The sequence below is a fragment of the Mongoliibacter ruber genome (genome assembly GCF_003003005.1).
In the GTDB taxonomy this organism is placed as follows: domain Bacteria; phylum Bacteroidota; class Bacteroidia; order Cytophagales; family Cyclobacteriaceae; genus Mongoliibacter; species Mongoliibacter ruber.
The window spans coordinates 305,459-322,229 of record NZ_PVTR01000001.1; the positions used below are offsets into that span (position 1 = coordinate 305,459).

Annotated in this window: 18 protein-coding genes; 10 read left to right on the top strand and 8 right to left on the bottom strand. The window is 36.9% G+C overall.

What is annotated here, in order from left to right; translation table 11 throughout:
- Positions 1-160: 160 nt before the first annotated feature.
- Positions 161-2,209, bottom strand: coding sequence for a hypothetical protein (locus CLW00_RS01485; protein WP_106131872.1), 2,049 nt, complete (start codon positions 2,207-2,209; stop codon positions 161-163).
- 512 nt (positions 2,210-2,721) lie between these two features.
- On the opposite strand from CLW00_RS01485, the gene CLW00_RS01490 reads away from it, so the two are divergent.
- A complete protein-coding gene (locus CLW00_RS01490; protein WP_106131873.1) occupies positions 2,722-3,558 on the top strand; it encodes a universal stress protein in 837 nt (278 codons plus the stop codon).
- A 196-nt stretch (positions 3,559-3,754) separates the two neighbouring features.
- Here CLW00_RS01490 and CLW00_RS01495 read toward each other — a convergent pair whose 3' ends face one another.
- Complete coding sequence (locus CLW00_RS01495; protein ID WP_106131874.1) at positions 3,755-4,642, bottom strand: DUF3078 domain-containing protein; 888 nt, start codon at positions 4,640-4,642, stop codon at positions 3,755-3,757.
- Between the two features lie 153 nt (positions 4,643-4,795).
- Here CLW00_RS01495 and CLW00_RS01500 point away from each other — a divergent pair, with 153 nt between their 5' ends.
- From CLW00_RS01500 to CLW00_RS21320, 6 genes are all read left to right on the top strand, one after another.
- Positions 4,796-5,362 (top strand): DUF4136 domain-containing protein, encoded by a 567-nt coding sequence (locus tag CLW00_RS01500; RefSeq protein WP_106131875.1) that lies wholly within the window; start codon positions 4,796-4,798, stop codon positions 5,360-5,362.
- A gap of 17 nt (positions 5,363-5,379) precedes the next feature.
- A complete protein-coding gene (locus CLW00_RS01505) occupies positions 5,380-5,694 on the top strand; it encodes an Mpo1-like protein (protein ID WP_106131876.1) in 315 nt (104 codons plus the stop codon).
- Positions 5,695-5,800: 106 nt separating this feature from the next.
- On the top strand, positions 5,801-6,157 hold the full coding sequence (locus CLW00_RS01510; protein ID WP_106132206.1) for a response regulator: 357 nt from the start codon (positions 5,801-5,803) through the stop codon (positions 6,155-6,157).
- Positions 6,158-6,400: 243 nt separating this feature from the next.
- Positions 6,401-6,874, top strand: a complete 474-nt coding sequence (locus CLW00_RS01515; RefSeq protein WP_106131877.1) for a hypothetical protein — start codon at positions 6,401-6,403, stop codon at positions 6,872-6,874.
- Positions 6,875-6,956: 82 nt separating this feature from the next.
- The gene (locus CLW00_RS01520) at positions 6,957-7,154 is read left to right on the top strand and encodes a hypothetical protein (protein WP_106131878.1); all 198 of its coding nucleotides are present in this window, start codon (positions 6,957-6,959) and stop codon (positions 7,152-7,154) included.
- A gap of 121 nt (positions 7,155-7,275) precedes the next feature.
- Positions 7,276-7,416 (top strand): hypothetical protein, encoded by a 141-nt coding sequence (locus CLW00_RS21320; protein WP_170073156.1) that lies wholly within the window; start codon positions 7,276-7,278, stop codon positions 7,414-7,416.
- Between the two features lie 38 nt (positions 7,417-7,454).
- On the opposite strand, the gene CLW00_RS01525 is transcribed toward CLW00_RS21320, so the two are convergent.
- On the bottom strand, positions 7,455-8,951 hold the full coding sequence (locus CLW00_RS01525; protein WP_106132207.1) for a peptide MFS transporter: 1,497 nt from the start codon (positions 8,949-8,951) through the stop codon (positions 7,455-7,457).
- Between the two features lie 375 nt (positions 8,952-9,326).
- On the opposite strand from CLW00_RS01525, the gene pckA reads away from it, so the two are divergent.
- The gene (gene pckA / locus CLW00_RS01530) at positions 9,327-10,934 is read left to right on the top strand and encodes a phosphoenolpyruvate carboxykinase (ATP) (RefSeq protein ID WP_106131879.1); all 1,608 of its coding nucleotides are present in this window, start codon (positions 9,327-9,329) and stop codon (positions 10,932-10,934) included.
- A gap of 112 nt (positions 10,935-11,046) precedes the next feature.
- Positions 11,047-11,484, top strand: a complete 438-nt coding sequence (locus CLW00_RS01535) for a peptidylprolyl isomerase (protein ID WP_106132208.1) — start codon at positions 11,047-11,049, stop codon at positions 11,482-11,484.
- A 37-nt stretch (positions 11,485-11,521) separates the two neighbouring features.
- Here the strand turns inward: CLW00_RS01535 and CLW00_RS01540 are convergent, their stop codons facing one another.
- The 4 genes from CLW00_RS01540 to CLW00_RS01555 form a co-directional block, all read right to left on the bottom strand.
- Positions 11,522-12,808 carry a NupC/NupG family nucleoside CNT transporter gene (locus CLW00_RS01540; protein ID WP_106131880.1) on the bottom strand — a complete coding sequence of 429 codons (1,287 nt, stop codon included), beginning with the start codon at positions 12,806-12,808 and terminating at the stop codon, positions 11,522-11,524.
- Positions 12,809-12,914: 106 nt separating this feature from the next.
- Positions 12,915-13,526, bottom strand: a complete 612-nt coding sequence (locus CLW00_RS01545) for a bifunctional nuclease family protein (RefSeq protein WP_106131881.1) — start codon at positions 13,524-13,526, stop codon at positions 12,915-12,917.
- Positions 13,527-13,531: 5 nt separating this feature from the next.
- Positions 13,532-14,500 (bottom strand): electron transfer flavoprotein subunit alpha/FixB family protein, encoded by a 969-nt coding sequence (locus CLW00_RS01550; RefSeq protein WP_106131882.1) that lies wholly within the window; start codon positions 14,498-14,500, stop codon positions 13,532-13,534.
- 35 nt (positions 14,501-14,535) lie between these two features.
- Entirely contained in the window at positions 14,536-15,273 is a 738-nt protein-coding gene (locus tag CLW00_RS01555; protein WP_106131883.1) for an electron transfer flavoprotein subunit beta/FixA family protein, read from the bottom strand.
- A gap of 73 nt (positions 15,274-15,346) precedes the next feature.
- Here CLW00_RS01555 and CLW00_RS01560 point away from each other — a divergent pair, with 73 nt between their 5' ends.
- On the top strand, positions 15,347-15,685 hold the full coding sequence (locus CLW00_RS01560) for an enzyme of heme biosynthesis (protein ID WP_106131884.1): 339 nt from the start codon (positions 15,347-15,349) through the stop codon (positions 15,683-15,685).
- Here the strand turns inward: CLW00_RS01560 and CLW00_RS01565 are convergent.
- Entirely contained in the window at positions 15,682-16,722 is a 1,041-nt protein-coding gene (locus CLW00_RS01565; RefSeq protein WP_245917138.1) for a zinc-binding dehydrogenase, read from the bottom strand. The two genes, CLW00_RS01560 and CLW00_RS01565, sit on opposite strands and share 4 nt — an antisense overlap.
- Positions 16,723-16,771: the final 49 nt, after the last annotated feature.

Consider the following 16,771-nt stretch of genomic DNA (forward strand, 5'->3'; position numbering starts at 1 on the left):
ACACTCAAAAATCACCCCCATACTTATAGAGAACTCCTCATAGTCCTAAATATTTGGTTTAGATTTTATCAATTTCCATGAACATTATATAGGCTAACCCTTACACAGAAATCTAAACTGCTGTACCAGTGATTACTACTAAACCAATTATAGGTAGAATTTAAGTTATAGAGGAGTTTTCCATTGCATTTACTCCTTGACTAAGATTTGATGTAGTGATTTTAATAATACTATTCAGTAAAATATTTTTATCCAAGATACCTGGCCCAACATTGACGATATTACCTTCACAATTCACAAGATTATTCCCAGTGAACTGAAACATCTTTTGGGTATTTATTTCAAATTTCCCACCCATACAATTATTATAATTGAATCTGTTTGCAAACCCAAAACGGCTACCGTAGAAATTACGAATATCAAATGGACGCTCGCAATTGTTGAAGTTATTCTTATAAATATTGTTCCCAATAGCATAGTTGAAAAATTCAGGATTTGTCACTCCAAAACTCCCGAATCCAGCTAGATGCATTCCATGCTTGCATCCATCGACGGTATTGTTTTCTACATTGCAGTAAAAACTGGCACCCCAAAGACTGATACCATGTCCCGGTTGTCCACTGGCTGGTATTGCACCATAGACTATGTTACCAGATATGTCACAATTGTATGCGCCGGTAAACAAAGCGACTTCTGTCCCTTTTGACAGTTTTGATTTATCTAAACTTGCCTTTAAAAAAAGTCTATAAGTAGTACGCCCTTCAAAATTAATCACTTCTGATCTCTCAATAAGGGATGTGGTTAACTCCAATGCACCAGATTCAATCAAAAACAGGAAATTTTTCGGGTCATCAATTTGATCAGCATTTATTGTTCTATGCTCAAAACCTCCCCCATTATCCTTTTGTTGAACAAAAATCAATTGCTGAAGGTCAATGATTCTACCTACGACAAAATCTCCCTTCATCCAATCTCTTACATTTTCGATTTTTGTTCTTGCTATTACCGGAAACAATCCAAGATTATTTCCAAAAGCATCAATTGAAATACTTTCTTCTGTACAGTTCTTTACCTCATTATCCCTGATTTTTACATTTCTTAATAACTTTCTCCTTTGAGTTGCTACCTGAATACCAGTGGTCCCATTTTTTACTTTATTTTTTGACACATCACATGCACCAATGAAATCATTTACCCGAATCGGATGCGAAGACGATTCTATATTCATATCACAGTATTGAATTTCCACATTATTTGCTGTACCCACCCAAATACCACAATAGACGCTATCGGCATTAATTTTTACACCATGACAATATATATTTGATTTTGAATGATTAACATTGATAAGATAAGTTGATGATGTAGTAATGGTCTTGAAATTCAATTCAACGTTCTTAAGATAAAAATCCCTATCCAAATGTCTGCTTCCCGTTGAAGGAATAATGTTGTGCAAAGTCAGGTTTTCGAGCTTGCTATCGATTGAGGCGATAATGTCAGGATTAGTGCTGACACCGATCAATACCGAATTGCCCGACCCTTTTATTTTCAATGGTTGCTGATCAAAGAAAAGTGTATTGAGTCCATGCCCTTGTAAATGAATAAAAGTGCCATTCGGAACCAGCACTTCGCAACCGCATAAATTGTATTTATTCAAATCATCTGCTGAAATAAAACCAATTGCATTTTCAAGTACGAATGAACCATTGTTATTTTTCAATATATGAGGTGATATTGACTGTATGCTAAAAGTAGTAGGTTGACCGTTGGTCAAAATATTGTTATAAGTCACATCACCTTTCTCTGTAGGATATAAAATATAATACACTTTCTCATTACTATTTTCAATGACTATTCTACTATGATAAGTATCCTTGAATGTATAGCCATGAACTTGTGAATCGATTGACCTTGCCCCTAGTGAAGTGATATCAATAGTCCCGGCAAGGCCTTCAGAGGTAGGTTGAAGGCTTGAATGAGGATTAGGTTCCGGATTTGAATGAGACGCCTGTACAGGAACTGATTGGGAAATAGGCACAGGAATAACGGCAGGATTTGGTTCTGGCTGTTTTGAATGAGTTTCAATATTATCAACCAACTCTTTTAAGGTTTTAAGCCTTGAAGTAATATCATTCGCCAGATTTACTATAGTGTCAGCATCTACTCTGATTGTCTCTGCATTTTGAATAATTCTTTCTTTATTGTTCATTTTTCAAATCAGTTGTTTTTCGGTTTTTACTTCCGACTAGCTCCTGCACAAAAAATTAAATCCTAACGTCCAATCGGCTTTCTTTTTTTAGATTTTTAACATTTTTTTAATTTAATATATTTTTTTTAAAGTCCAATTTGGGAACGTTACGATTTTTCAAACAATATACTGTCAACAGTAGCACTCATTAAATTTTTATACTTGTCACATTCTGAAATTGTTATTCAAATAAGGGTATTGCCTTTTAACTAGGTTTCCACTTAAAGCTATATATTTCTGCAATAATACCAGTAAGCATGGGACTTTCTTGTGCTCATCATTTAGTTACATATAGAAATTTGTGACCAATTTTAATGGTTAAGATGCGGGTAATTATAAAAAACATTTTACAGTCTTGTGTATCTAATTGGTAATTTGATTTTTATCAAGCTGTTCACTGATTTTGATCAGGGTTTTGGGGTAATTTTTCACCTACTTTTACTCATGAAATTTAACCCAAACAGATAGAAACCATGAAAAAAATCCTAATTCCTACCGACTTTTCCGCCTGTGCAAAAACAGCTGAATCATATGGGATGGCATTAGCCAAACAGATCAAAGCGGAATTGGTCTTTCTCCATATCATCATCACACCAGTAAACTGGTCTAAGCTGACCAAAGAGCAGGAAAATTTATTTCCTGAAACCAAAGAAAAAATTAGTAATGCCAAAATGGAGTTGAAATCCCTGATCGAACAAGCTGAAAAATCCGGCATCAAAGCAACAAAGCTACTGGTCTTCAATAGTGGCAATGAGAAAATTCATCAGTTTATCGATTCCGAAAAAATAGACCTTGTGGTAATGGGTTCTCACGGCCAATACGGCTTCAAAGAGCATGTGTTAGGGACAAATACCTACAGTATGCTAAGAAGGGCTGAAATACCTGTCATAGTTGTCAAAGAGGAAAACCCTAAAGCGGCAATTAAGAACCTGGTATTCGCTACTAACTTTAAAGAGGAAACAGGGACCTCCTTTGCCCATATTGAAAGAATGGCTGAAGAACTTGGTGCAAAATTACACATACTCTTTGTGAACACACCGACATACTTCATGGAGACCAATGATATTCTTTCAGTTGGCAATTCTTACTTAAGTGAATTTGGCAACTATAATTATGATATTACAATAATTGATGCATTCAAGGAAGAAAGAGGTATACTCCAGTTTGCGGAAAAATTAGATGCTGATGGCATTGCAGTGATAACATTTGGGAAGTCTGATTTGATGCAATACTTCTCTCCTAGCATTACTGAAAACCTTATTGCCATGACTGAATTACCAGTGATAAGTATTAGAAAAACAAAAAAATAGTTTGCAGAATAAGTAGAATCTGTGGTATTAAAGCAACTTCATTTTGGAGTTGCTTTTTTTAAATAAAAAAGCGGGAGAAACTCTCCCGCTCTTTATATGAAAACTAAACCAACTATTATTTAACTACCACAATTAAAACAAAAATAGCACTTAAATATAAAATTCAAAATTTTTATCAAAAAAGGTAAACAGATACCTATTTTTTGTTACTCACTTTATATAAAATGCCCAATGCCAGAGCTTGGCTATATTGAATTCCAGGATCCATATCGATATCATAAACATTAATACTAGTCAAAGTAACATCAACAAATTCTGTGATTTTTGCAATCACAGTAATATCCAATCTATGATCAATTGTATTGAAAGCTAGTGTTTCGTAATTGGCGAATAGCTGATACCTGGTGTTGATAGCAAAATTTTCAGTGATTGCCTTATTGTAAGTCATGAAAACTTGTGCTGCAAGCCACTCAGTTCTTATTTTACTTCCAATTGGTACACCATAATTTTCAGGTACATTATCAGCTATAGTGAGGTTGTTGACAAAGGTAAGTCTTGGAGATATGGGAGCAATTCTAAGCGCAAACTCATCATTAGGCTTATATTCTGCACCAAAACCCGTCATTAGGAAGGCTGGTGCGAAAAAACTTGAAATTAGCGTTGGTTCATCAGGCCCGTAATCAAAGCCATCAGCGAATTGAGTTATAAAATTAAGAGAACCAAAGTAATTCCATTTGTCTGAAATTTTATACCCCACTTTGGAATCGAAGAATATCCTATCATTTGATTTCCTCAATTCTTGACCTTCATTTTTGACTACTCCAAAAATCATTTCTAGCTGATTATCCCAAGTCCATTTATCTTTGGCATAATTAGCATTTCCTGTCAATAATGACCCGAAGGCGACTGAGTTGACACCACCTGCTTTCCAATTACCACTGAAGGAGGCTTGGTTGAAGTTCAACCCAAAACTTAATCCCGAATCCCAATAAGTAGTATCCTGAACTATATCACTATCTAAATCTTGAGCGGAGGCCTGGTAGATTAAAACAAAACAAAAACATACAAGTAGAACTTTTTTCATCGTAAATAATTTAAGTTAAAGAATTATTCAAAGTAAATAATTAATCTAAAGAATTTGAAATGCGTAAACATAATACTAAAAAAAAATAATAAGTACCTTCTGTTCTATTCACCATTCAATAAATAAAGGCATAAAACCCATATCTCCTATAAAATGCTTAACCACCAAACTTTCAAAATCGTGTTATTCCTTTCTGTTTTAGCTCTCAGTAGTTGCAGCTCTATTGAAATGTTCAAAGAAAAAACCGAATTTGCTCCCTATAAGAAATACTCCACATTTGCCATATTAAATAAAGAGTTTGACCAAAAAGGTTTTAATGATCCATTTTTGGACGCTTTAGTTTTGGATGGACTTGAATTCTTGTTGGCAGAACAAGGCTTGGTATATGATGCAAATGAACCGGAAATTATCCTGAGATATACATCTAATGAAGATCCTCGGCAAAAGGAAATAGTAAATAACAGAATGCCCATGTGGGGATTTAGGGTTTGGGATCCTTGGATGTATGATCCTAGATTTATGAATCAATCACCTGTAAGCACGAAAAACTATGAATTGCTGCAACTTATCGTCGATTTTATAGATCCCAAAAATGACAAAATGCTAATGAGACTTACAGCTGTCTCAGAAGTGACTTCAGTGAAAGACAAAAGAAAAAAAGTGAAAAAATCAGTTCAAAAAGTAGTTGAAACCTATACTGCACATATCAAAGTCAATTAGTTTAAACCCCTATCATTATGGAAAAAAAATTCAATTCACTTAGAGATTTTTACCCATATTACCTTTCCGAACACCTAAATCCCACGTGTAGAAAGCTACATTTCATAGGCACAGCTTTACTTTTTGTTATCTTGGCTTATGCCCTTTTCACAGCCAACTACTTGTTTCTACTTCTAATACCTGTGGTCGGATATGGGTTTGCTTGGGTTGGACATTTTTTCTTCGAAAAAAATAAACCAGCAACTTTTCAATACCCTTTTTACAGTCTTGCTTCTGATTTTATCCTCTTTTTTGACTTATTGATTGGTAAACAAAAGTTCAATCCTGATTAATTATTTTTATATACAAAAAAACGTTATTTAAATATTGGATATAAAAAACAATATGCTATTTTTGTAATTATATTTTTGCATTTCAAATTAATAAAATTGCATGTTGATGGTAAGGATAGTTCTAATAGACGATGATCCAATAAGTACATTCGTGACAGAAAAGCTGATTTCTAAAAATATCAGATTCCCTCATCAGATATTTAAATACGATAGCGCCGTAAACGCTCTAAAAGAAATGGATAATATTCAACCTAATTATCTATTTCTAGATTTGAATATGCCGGAAATGACTGGATGGGACTTTTTAGAAGAATTTGAACCCTGTCAATCATCCCCGGAAGTTTATATTCTCAGTAGTTCTGTTGATGAAAGAGATATTGATAAAGCAAGAAATTATTCAGTCGTCAAAAAATATCTTTCTAAACCTCTTATCAAAAAATACATTAAAACCATCTTCAACTGATTTACTTTTTGCTGTTGGTATCAATTTCTGATTGATACTTTATCCATGATGTAATTATTTAACTTTTACTAAAATCAACTTCCACTACTTTCTTATCCTTAGGAGAGCAATACGGCGTGCACTAAAACTGTTTTTTACTTTATCAGATTTTATTATGGCAGGATAGTCTTACTTTTTTTTTAAACGAACAAACAAGTGAAGCTTCAAATTGGTTAATTTTAAGAGTAATTAATTGAAACCATTATGGCGAAACCAAGCGAACACCTAATAGAAGCTTTTAGAAAAACTATTTACAAACTAAAACACAATGCTCCATATCAGTGGGGACACATGGGAGCGTGCAATTGTGGTAATTTAGCCCAAGAACTTACAAAACTCAGCAAAGGTGAAATTCACAGCTTTGCAATGCAGAAATCGGGTGATTGGAACGATCAATTAGTCGATTATTGTCCTACCAGCGGTTATCCTATGGATTTGATGATAAGCAGAATGATTGAGGCTGGCCTCACAATTGATGAGTTGAAACACCTAGAGACCTTATCTGATCAAAGAATACTTGAAAAGATTCCTTTTGAAAGAAGAATGAAGATGAAAAAAAATTCAAAGGAAGATGTAATTCTATATATGGAAACATGGTTAGGAATCATTGAGGAAGCATTTTTGAAAAATATTGAAATTCAACTTCCTGAAAATAAAAGGTTAAAATCTTTTGCTTAAAAGAGTAACAAAAAATAAACTTTCGGAGTATTAGCGTAAAACAATCCTTTTAATATATTTGGGAAAATAATTTAATCACGCTATGGAAGAATTCGACGACGATTTTGATGAGTTTGATGACACTGAAGATGATGATGAGTTTGCAGAAGAATTTCAGGATGAAGTCTATGACCTAGATGAAGATTCTGAGTTTCTTGATGACAACATCATAGACTTCGATGATGATGACCTTGAAGAAGACTTCGACGATGATGATCTCGAAGATGATCTTGACGATTAAATGAAACTAATCTCAAACTGAAAAGCAGGTTATATTTAATCTGCTTTTTTTATTTTCCCTTTGAAGGCTTAATGTTGTCCCGTATATTTCGGAAAATTTATAGAACTAAAAACACAAAAATATGACCTTGTTAGAAATATTTAGCTCTCCGATTGCTTCCGGTGCCCAAACTTTTATCCTGATCGTATGCATCTTGATTGGACTTGGAGCAGGAATCAGCGCTATTGACGTAAAAAACACTAAAGAACCAAAAGAAAAATAAAAGAGGTCGATAAGACCTCTTTTTTTATAAATGATTTTTTAATGGACATTGCCCATCAACTTTCTTATGGGCTTGCTAATCAAGAGTAATAAGAGCCCTGCACCAACAGCAATAGATACAATCAGAAAATACTGGCTGGGCATTTCAGCCAAAGCATCTTCTGTGCCCCCACTTACTTCTCCTGAGATCAAACCTGCAAAGAGATTTCCCAAAGCAACTGAGATGAACCACATGCCCATCATTTGGCCTTGAAATTTCTTAGGGGCCAGTTTAGTAGTAAGACTTAGTCCAACAGGACTCAGGCTCAACTCTCCAAAAGTATGGAGCATATAAGTAAACACCAGCCAAGTCGGTGCTGCTAATTCTCCTGATGCAGCAATCTTAGCTGCAAAATACATCACCAAGAAGCCCAAACCGAGTAAAATCAAGCCAAAAGCAAATTTTGCTGGTGAACTTGGTTCAAGATTTCTCCTGCCTAACCACACCCACATAGCCCCAAAAAACGGAGCGAATATGATGATGAACATCGAGTTGATGGATTGAAAATAACCGGTAGGTATTTCCCAGCCTAAAAACGATCTGTCTGTAAATCTTTCTGCAAAAAGATTCAGCGTACTTCCTGCTTGTTCAAAGCCTGACCAAAACAAGGCTGAAAATAAAATTACAATTACTATCGCACCTGTCTTTTTCTTTTCGTCCGACGTAAGCCCTCCAAAAGCAAAAACATAGGCAAAATATACTACTGTAATCACTCCTATAATCTTATACGATAACCTAGCGATACCAAAAGCATCAATTTCTACAAAACCGGTAAAAACTATTGCAACCAACAAAAACAATGCAACGACAAAAGCCAATCCACCCCTTTTCATCGATTTCAATTTTCTTTCCTCGGATTCACCTTGAGGAGGCAATAGTTCTCCTTTACCTTCTAGGGTTCCCAATGACATCTTATATTGAATCAAACCTATCACCATACCAAGTCCAGCCAATCCAAAACCGAAATGCCAATCGTATACTGCTACAGTGGAACAAGCTATAGGCGCTATGAATGCCCCTAGGTTGATACCCATATAGAAGATAGAAAAACCCGCATCCCTTTTAGTACTGCCATCTGGATACAGTTGGCCTACTATCGAACTGATATTTGGCTTCAGCAAGCCTGTACCGACAACAATCAGAATCAATCCCAGGAAAAATGAATTGGTATCCAAGCTATCCAATGAGTTTTTTTGGAGGGATTCTCCGAAAAGGCTGAATATGCCGGGAAGTGCCATTGTAAAATGCCCTATAGCTATAATGATCCCACCATACCAAACTGTCTTTTTCAATCCAAACAACCTATCCGCAAACCATCCCCCTGGCAAGGCTAGCAAATATACCCCCATAGTGTAAAGACCATAGATAGCACCTGAGGTCCTATCATCAAATCCTAAGCCTCCATCAATCACCGCTGTGGTCATAAAGAGGATTAGCAAAGCCCGCATTCCATAATAACTGAACCTTTCCCACATTTCTGTGAAAAACAGGGTCATTAAGCCCTTGGGATGACCAAAAATAGTTGGCCCAGGAAATAATTCTAAATTTCCGTCTGTAGGAACCTTTCCAAATTTATTTTCCAAAATACTAGAGTTAGTTAAATCAAAATTTTTTATTGGCTACAATGATAACTCAAATTTTTGAAATCTACTATTCTAAAAATCCACTATGATAAGGGGTTTTTTGATTGCCAAACAACAACTTTTAAGCATTTTTATTCTATATGACTATTCTGATTTATATTCTATAATAATTTAGCAAAAAAACTTTCCGTAATCGATTGAAACGCTTAATTAAGCCTGTTCTTTGTTTTTATTAAAATATAATGAGTTATCTTTGAAAGCATAATTTTAGACTATAAAAATAACCTTATGAGTACACAAGAACTCGAAAGTCAAGCTATGCCTAAAAGCTTATCAGATTTAGGGATTGAAACCTCTAAAAAAGTTTTTTGGAATCTTCAACCTGCAGAATTGGTAGAACATGCAATCAAAAATCAAGAAGGTGTCTTAACAGATACAGGAGCATTGATGGCTGACACAGGTGCATTTACCGGACGTTCGCCAAAAGATCGTTTTATTGTAAAAGATGAGCTTACCAGAGACAGTATTTGGTGGGGAGATATTAACATTCCAATAGAGGAACAGAAATTTGATCAGATTTATAGCAAGATGCTTGACTTCATAAAGGACAAAGACCTTTATGTAAGAGATGCTTATGCTGGTGCAGATCAAAAATACCGTCTCAATATAAGGGTAATCAACACCTTGGCATGGCATAACATGTTTTGTTATAACATGTTTTTAAGGCCTTCAAAAGATGAACTAGAAAACTTCAGTAATGAGTTTACCATCATTTGTGCTCCTGATTTCAAAAGCGATCCAAGTGAAGATGGTACACGTCAAGAGAATTTTGCAATCATCAATTTGAGTAAAAAAATACTTTTAATAGGAGGTACAGCTTATGCTGGAGAGATGAAAAAAGGAATTTTTTCCGTTTTGAACTTTATACTTCCCCACAAGCACAGTGTACTTTCAATGCATTGCTCGGCCAACGTTGGAAAAAATGGTGACAGTGCAATCTTCTTTGGACTTTCTGGCACTGGAAAAACTACTTTATCCGCAGATCCAAACAGAGGACTGATTGGCGATGATGAGCATGGCTGGAATGAAGAATCCATCTTCAACTTCGAAGGAGGATGTTACGCTAAGGTCATCGACTTGACTAGAGAAAAGGAACCGGAAATATGGGATGCCATTAGATTTGGTGCTATAGTAGAAAATACGCGTTTCCTGCCAAATACAAGAACTGTAGATTATACCAATAAAGAGGTGACTGAAAATACAAGGACCTCCTACCCGATCGAACATATTTTCAATGCCATAACACCATCAAAAGCGGGTATCCCCAAAAATATTTTCTTCCTTACTGCGGATGCATTTGGAGTCATACCTCCTATTTCCAAACTCAATAAAAGTCAGGCGATGTATCACTTTATATCAGGCTATACCGCAAAAGTAGCTGGAACTGAAGTTGGTGTAGTAGAACCTAAAACAACTTTCTCTGCATGTTTTGGGGCTGCATTCCTTCCTCTCCATCCAACAAAGTACGCGGCTTTATTCGGTGAGAAAATGGAAAAACATCAAGTCAATGTGTGGTTGATCAATACTGGATGGACTGGTGGACCTTACGGAGTAGGCAAAAGGATGAAACTTGCCTATACAAGGGCAATGATCACAGCTGCACTCAACGGTGAACTGGATCATGTTTCTTACCGTCAACATAGCGTTTTCGGAGTTTCTATTCCTGAAAGCTGTCCAAACGTTCCAGTTGATGTATTGAGCCCAAGAGCTACTTGGTCAGATAGAGAAGCGTATGACAAAAAAGCCAGGGAGCTTGGAACGGAATTTATCAAAAACTTCGAAAAATACAGCGATTACGCTACTGAGGATATTTTGGCAGGTGCGCCAAAATTTTAGTCAATTGACACTTTAGAGTATAACCCAAATGACAGGAGTGCTTCGGCACTCCTTTTTTATTCTTTCTTGCTTTACTAGTAGAAATGAATTGCTAATTTTGAAAAAAAATAAAATGAAAAAAGCTGAAATACTTACCGAAAAAGGCACAATGCTAGTAGAGTTTTACGAGCAAGATGCCCCAAAAACTGTCGAAAATTTTATTAACCTTTCAAAAGATGGATTTTATGATGGACTTACTTTTCACCGCGTAATCCCAAACTTTGTGATTCAAGGTGGCTGTCCAAAAGGAAATGGTACAGGTGGACCAGGTTACAAAATTGATTGTGAATTGAACGGAGACAATCAGTATCATGAAAAAGGAGTGCTTTCAATGGCTCATGCTGGTAGAAATACTGGGGGATCACAGTTTTTCATATGCCATAGCAGAGACAATACCAGTCACTTGGACAGAAACCACACCTGTTTTGGAAAAGTGATAGAGGGTCTTGAAATTATCGATGACATCCGACAGGGAGATAAAATAGAGAAGATCACCATAATTGAAGAATAACAATTTGAAAGGCTGTTGAAAGACAGCCTTTTTTGTTTTACCCAAACAGTGCTCCAGCTATGGTTGCAGTCATCAAACAGGCTAAAGTAGCTGCCAGTAATGCGTGCATTCCCAGCTTTGAAAGATTTCCTTGTTGGTTGGGTGCGATGCTTCCAATACCTCCAACTTGAATTGCTATCGAACTGAAATTTGAGAAACCACAAAGTGCATAGGTTGCAATCACCACTGACTTTGGAGATAGACCGCCCGCACTTTTCATCTCTGCCAAACTCAAATAGGCTACAAATTCATTGATTACCGTTTTTTGACCTAGTAAGGAACCTACTTGAAGTGAATCTGACCACTCTACACCAATTACCCATGCAAAAACCCTGAAAATTTGACCTAATAAGTATTCCAATGAGAATCCGGCAAACTGTCCGTTTGTAGAGGACACCACATAAGCATTCAATCCTGTGTACTCACCTATCAATCCTGAAAGGATATAATTCAAAGCAGCAATCACAGCAATAAATGCCAGAAGCATACCACCTACGTTTAATGCCAATTTCAAACCTTCGGAAGCACCGATTGACATTGCATCAATCAAGTTTACTCCCATGTTTTCACCACTGACCTCGAGTTTGTCATTGACGACCTCTTTATCAGTTTCCGGTATAATGATCTTAGAAATGACAATTGCTGCCGGAGCATTCATAATACTGGCACCAAGAAGGTATGCCGCAAAACGACTTTGTTCCTCTAAACTATCTCCTCCCAAAAAGGCAACATATCCTGCCAACACCCCACCTGCAATAGTTGCCATTCCTCCAGTCATGAGACACATGAGCTCAGACCGGGACATTGTAGGTATAAATGGTCTTACCAAGAGCGGGGCTTCAGTTTGACCAAGGAAAATATTTCCTGCGGCAGAGAGACTTTCAGGTCCTGATAATCTCATGGTACGGGACATCACCCAAGCAATGACAAACACCACCTTTTGCAATACTCCCAGATAATATAGACCAGAAGAAACTGTAGAGAAGAAAATAATAGTAGGAAGTACCTTAAATGCGAAAATGAATCCAAAAGTATCCGTAGCTAAGTCCCCAAAAATAAATAAAGCTCCGTCTTCAGAAAAGCTCAACAACTTTACAAATGCCCTACTGACAACGGCAAAAATCCTTGCAACGAAATCAACTTTTGTAATCAAAAAACCAAATATGGCCTGTAACACCACTCCTATTCCGACCAATCTCCAATCGACTGCTTTTTTATTGGCAGAAAATAAAAAGGCGAAAGCTAGAATAACAATGATACCAATGAAACCTCTAAGATAATCCATAAGGAGGGTGCAGAATGGTTAAATAATAAATGAGCCGATTGAACTTTTGACAATATTGGAAGCAATAATCTCTTTAAAAAAGAAAAGCCTGGATAAACCAGGCTTTCTAATTTCTCCTGTTGATTTCGTCCCTTATTCTCGCAGCCTTTTCATAATCTTCATTATTGATAGCCTTGTCCAAGAGTTGATTCAATTTATCTAAACTGAAATCTTTCAGGGAATCAGAACTTTTACTTGAACTTGAAGCAGAAGCAGGAGTTTTTTTGGATTTCCCACTCTTTTCATGCTCTCGTCGTTCATCTTCTTCATTAAATTCTATACCTGCTTCTGACATTACTTTTTTAGAGCAATAAATTGAGGCGTCAAATCTAACCGCTATAGCAATAGCATCAGAGGGACGGGCATCTATTTCTACAGTTTTATTGGAATCTTTACACACGATTTTTGCGTAAAACACCCCTTCTCTCATATCTGAAATCAGAATATGATCTATAGAATAGTTAAAATTTGAGGAAAAAGATTTAAAAAGATCATGGGTCATTGGCCTATTGGGAATGATTTTTTCAATCTCAATAGCAATGGCCTGAGCTTCAAACATCCCAATTACGATTGGCAATCTTCGAATACCACCCACTTCACCCATCACGAGTGTAAATGATCCTGATTGGGAATGATTTGATGATAATCCAAGAATTTCAAGTTCTACAGTTTGATCCACAGGTTTTATTTTATGGCTTTTACAGCTTCAATTAATTTAGGTAAAACCTCAAATGCGTCCCCAACAATCCCATAATCTGCGGCTTTGAAAAATGGAGCCTCTGGGTCTTTGTTTATGACAACAATATATTTAGAGGAATTTACTCCCGCAAGATGTTGAATAGCCCCCGAAATTCCAACTGCTAGGTACAAAGTAGGTGCAACTTTTACTCCAGTCTGTCCTACGTGCTCATGATGTGGCCTCCAGCCAATGTCAGAAACAGGCTTAGAGCAACCTGTTGCAGCTCCTAACTCTTTTGCCAATTCCTCTATCATTCCCCAGTTTTCAGGGCCTTTCATTCCACGACCTCCAGATACTACAACATCAGCTTCGGGTAATAGAATTTCTCCTTCGGCTTTGTCCGTTGAAGTGATTTTTGCAGCAAAATTTTCATCCGCAATCGATAAACTCACCTTTTCAACTGTAGCTTCAGGACCGTTTGTCAAAAGATCTACAGCATTCTTTTTAACTGCTAATATTTTATGGTCTTTATTTACAGTGGTCTCGGCAAATGCTTTTCCTGTGTAAATGCTCCTTTTGACCTTATAACCTCCAGTAGTGTCAGGAAGGTCAACAACGTTGGAAACCAATCCTGCATCCAGTTTTACAGCAAGTCTTGCAGCCACAGCATCTCCTAAAGATGACTTGGACAACACCAAGGTATTTGCTCCTACTTGCTTGTAGACCTGCGCTACAGCATCAGCATGCGCCTGAATTACTCCGGCATCCAAATTTCCATCAGCTACATGCATCACTTTTGATGCTCCAGCTGTACCTGCTATTGCCAAAGCTTCATCAGAAATTGATCCTAAAGCCAATGCAATTACTTCACCTCCTGAGGTTTTATCCGCTAGGGCTTTACCAAAAGAAACAGCCTCTAAACTTGTTTTCTTAACCGAACCTTCAGCGTGTTCTATATATACTAAAATTGACATATCTATCTTATTTTCAATTTATTAAATATTTTTAATTAAAGCACTTTTGCTTCATTTTTCAAAAGTTTCACAAGCTCTTCCACATTGTCTTTGTCGACTAATTTGACAGAACCTTTAGCTGGTGGAAGTTTGAAAGCTGTCACGTCCGTTGCTACTTCACTATCCACAGCTTCCACCACATTCAAGGGTTTGGTACGGGCTGACATGATTCCCCTCATGTTTGGGATTTTCCATTCGGCTATTGGTTCTTGGCAGCCTGCGATCAAAGGTAATTTTGCTTCAAGATATTCTTTTCCACCTTCGATTTCTCTTGCCATTTTGACTGTCTCTCCTTCCACATCAAGTTTCATAACAGGAGAGATTGAAGGCATTCCCAACAACTCACCTACCATTCCATGAACCATTCCTCCATTAAAATCGATTGACTCTCTACCCATAAGGATAAGATCATAACTATTTTCTTTCGCAATAGCGGCAATCTGTCTTGCAACAAAAAGTGCGTCTGTTGGAAAAGCATTTACACGGATAGCGTCATCAGCACCGATAGCAAGCGCTTTTCTCAAAGTAGGCTCTGTGTCGGCTTCACCTACATTCAAAACAGTCAAAGAGGCACCCAATGCATCTTTAAGCTCTACCGCTCTGGCAAGGGCATAATCGTCATATGGACCTATTATAAACTGAACGCCACTTTTATCAAACTTGGTGTCGTTGTCAGTAAACTGAATTTTGGATGTAGTATCCGGTACGTGTGTAATACAAACAAGAATTTTCATCTATGAATATTTAGGTTATTTATTTTTAAATTGCGTGAATTTAGTCATTAGACCATAATTAAAAAAAGATTTCATGAGCAAAATGTCCCGTCTGGAAATGCTTAAATCGTTTGCAGAACAAGAACCACAAAATCCTTTCAATTGGTATGCTTTGGCCTTGGAGTTCAAAGAGCTTGATGTTGAAAAGACAGCTGAATACTTTTCTAAACTTCTTGAAGAATTCCCAGACTACTTGGCAACTTACTATCAGGCAGCTGAATTTTTTGCGGAAATAGACCAGCTCTCACTCGCCAACTCTATCTATCTCAAAGGCATTGCTCTTGCTGAAAAACAACAATCTGCCAACACCCTTAGAGAACTCAAAAACAGCTATCAAAATTTTCTGTTTGAATATGACTTTGAAGACGATTAGGAAACTTGAATTACCAATTTCCCTAACTGATTGCCTGATTTCATCTTATTAAAAGCTGCCACAGAATTCTCCAAGGAGAAAACCTCATCTACAATAGGCTTAAGCCTGTTTTCGTCTACAAATTTCAACATGTTGAGGAAGTCAGTATCTGAGCCCATAGTACTGCCTATCAATTTGATCTGATTCCAGAATACTTTCCTTGTGTTAAATCCTTTAGGATTGCCCTGAGTAGCCCCATAAAATACAATTCTAGCTCCAGGTGCGCTTGCATTGATCAAATTATCTAAGGTGTCTCCCATTGCACTATCTATAATCAAATCAAAACCACCTGTTTCTTTCAAGGCATCTTTTACCCAATTTTCATGGTTGTAGTTGTACACCCCTGAGACGCCAAGCTTTTTAGCTTCCTCAAGTTTGCTATCACTGCTGCTGCTCGTGTAAACTTCTGCACCTAATGAAAGCGCAAACTGAACAGCCATCTGTGCTACTCCACCACCAAAGCCGGTGACCAATATCTTTTTGGAAGCTTTTGCCTTTCCTTGAACAATCAGAGCCCTATAAGCTGTAACTCCAGCCAAGGGAAGTGCCGCCGCTTCATGCCAATTCATGTGTAGTGGCTTATGATGCAATCTGTCTGAAGCAACAACCAGATATTGAGCTATCGTACCATTATCTGGCATTCCTAAAATCCTGAAATCACTTCCCTGAGCCCTTTGGTTTTCACCCCAATGCATTGCAGGATTAATGATGACCTCTTGACCGATCCACTTACTATCTACTTGACCACCTACCTCTTTGACTATTCCTGCACCATCGGAGCCTAAAATCACTCCATCTTTTAAATTTGGATATAACCCTTGCCTACACCATTCATCCCGGTGATTCAAAGCGGCTGATTTGATCTGGATCAAAACCTGATCTACATTCAAATCAGGAAGTGATACATCTGAGATTTTAATCGCATCAGGTAATTCCCTGTCTAAAACTAAAGCTTTCAATATATTTGGATGTATAAAGTTGAAAATAACAAGCTCCATTTTTGGAGCCAGCGCTAAAACTACAAAATTAACACCCCGCTAAAAGTAA

Bases quoted from the DNA above. Each gene is read 5' to 3' on its own strand.
- CLW00_RS01495 (WP_106131874.1), bottom strand. From the start codon at position 4,642: ATGAAAAAAGTTCTACTTGTATGTTTTTGTTTTGTTTTAATCTACCAG.
- CLW00_RS01560 (WP_106131884.1), top strand. From the start codon at position 15,347: ATGAGCAAAATGTCCCGTCTGGAAATGCTTAAATCGTTTGCAGAACAA.
- CLW00_RS01485 (WP_106131872.1), bottom strand. From the start codon at position 2,209: ATGAACAATAAAGAAAGAATTATTCAAAATGCAGAGACAATCAGAGTA.
- CLW00_RS01500 (WP_106131875.1), top strand. From the start codon at position 4,796: ATGCTTAACCACCAAACTTTCAAAATCGTGTTATTCCTTTCTGTTTTA.
- CLW00_RS01525 (WP_106132207.1), bottom strand. From the start codon at position 8,951: ATGACCCTGTTTTTCACAGAAATGTGGGAAAGGTTCAGTTATTATGGA.
- CLW00_RS01565 (WP_245917138.1), bottom strand. From the start codon at position 16,722: ATGGAGCTTGTTATTTTCAACTTTATACATCCAAATATATTGAAAGCT.
- CLW00_RS01550 (WP_106131882.1), bottom strand. From the start codon at position 14,500: ATGTCAATTTTAGTATATATAGAACACGCTGAAGGTTCGGTTAAGAAA.
- pckA (WP_106131879.1), top strand. From the start codon at position 9,327: ATGAGTACACAAGAACTCGAAAGTCAAGCTATGCCTAAAAGCTTATCA.
- CLW00_RS01490 (WP_106131873.1), top strand. From the start codon at position 2,722: ATGAAAAAAATCCTAATTCCTACCGACTTTTCCGCCTGTGCAAAAACA.
- CLW00_RS01520 (WP_106131878.1), top strand. From the start codon at position 6,957: ATGGAAGAATTCGACGACGATTTTGATGAGTTTGATGACACTGAAGAT.
- CLW00_RS01535 (WP_106132208.1), top strand. From the start codon at position 11,047: ATGAAAAAAGCTGAAATACTTACCGAAAAAGGCACAATGCTAGTAGAG.
- CLW00_RS01555 (WP_106131883.1), bottom strand. From the start codon at position 15,273: ATGAAAATTCTTGTTTGTATTACACACGTACCGGATACTACATCCAAA.
- CLW00_RS01505 (WP_106131876.1), top strand. From the start codon at position 5,380: ATGGAAAAAAAATTCAATTCACTTAGAGATTTTTACCCATATTACCTT.
- CLW00_RS21320 (WP_170073156.1), top strand. From the start codon at position 7,276: ATGACCTTGTTAGAAATATTTAGCTCTCCGATTGCTTCCGGTGCCCAA.
- CLW00_RS01515 (WP_106131877.1), top strand. From the start codon at position 6,401: ATGGCGAAACCAAGCGAACACCTAATAGAAGCTTTTAGAAAAACTATT.
- CLW00_RS01510 (WP_106132206.1), top strand. From the start codon at position 5,801: ATGGTAAGGATAGTTCTAATAGACGATGATCCAATAAGTACATTCGTG.
- CLW00_RS01540 (WP_106131880.1), bottom strand. From the start codon at position 12,808: ATGGATTATCTTAGAGGTTTCATTGGTATCATTGTTATTCTAGCTTTC.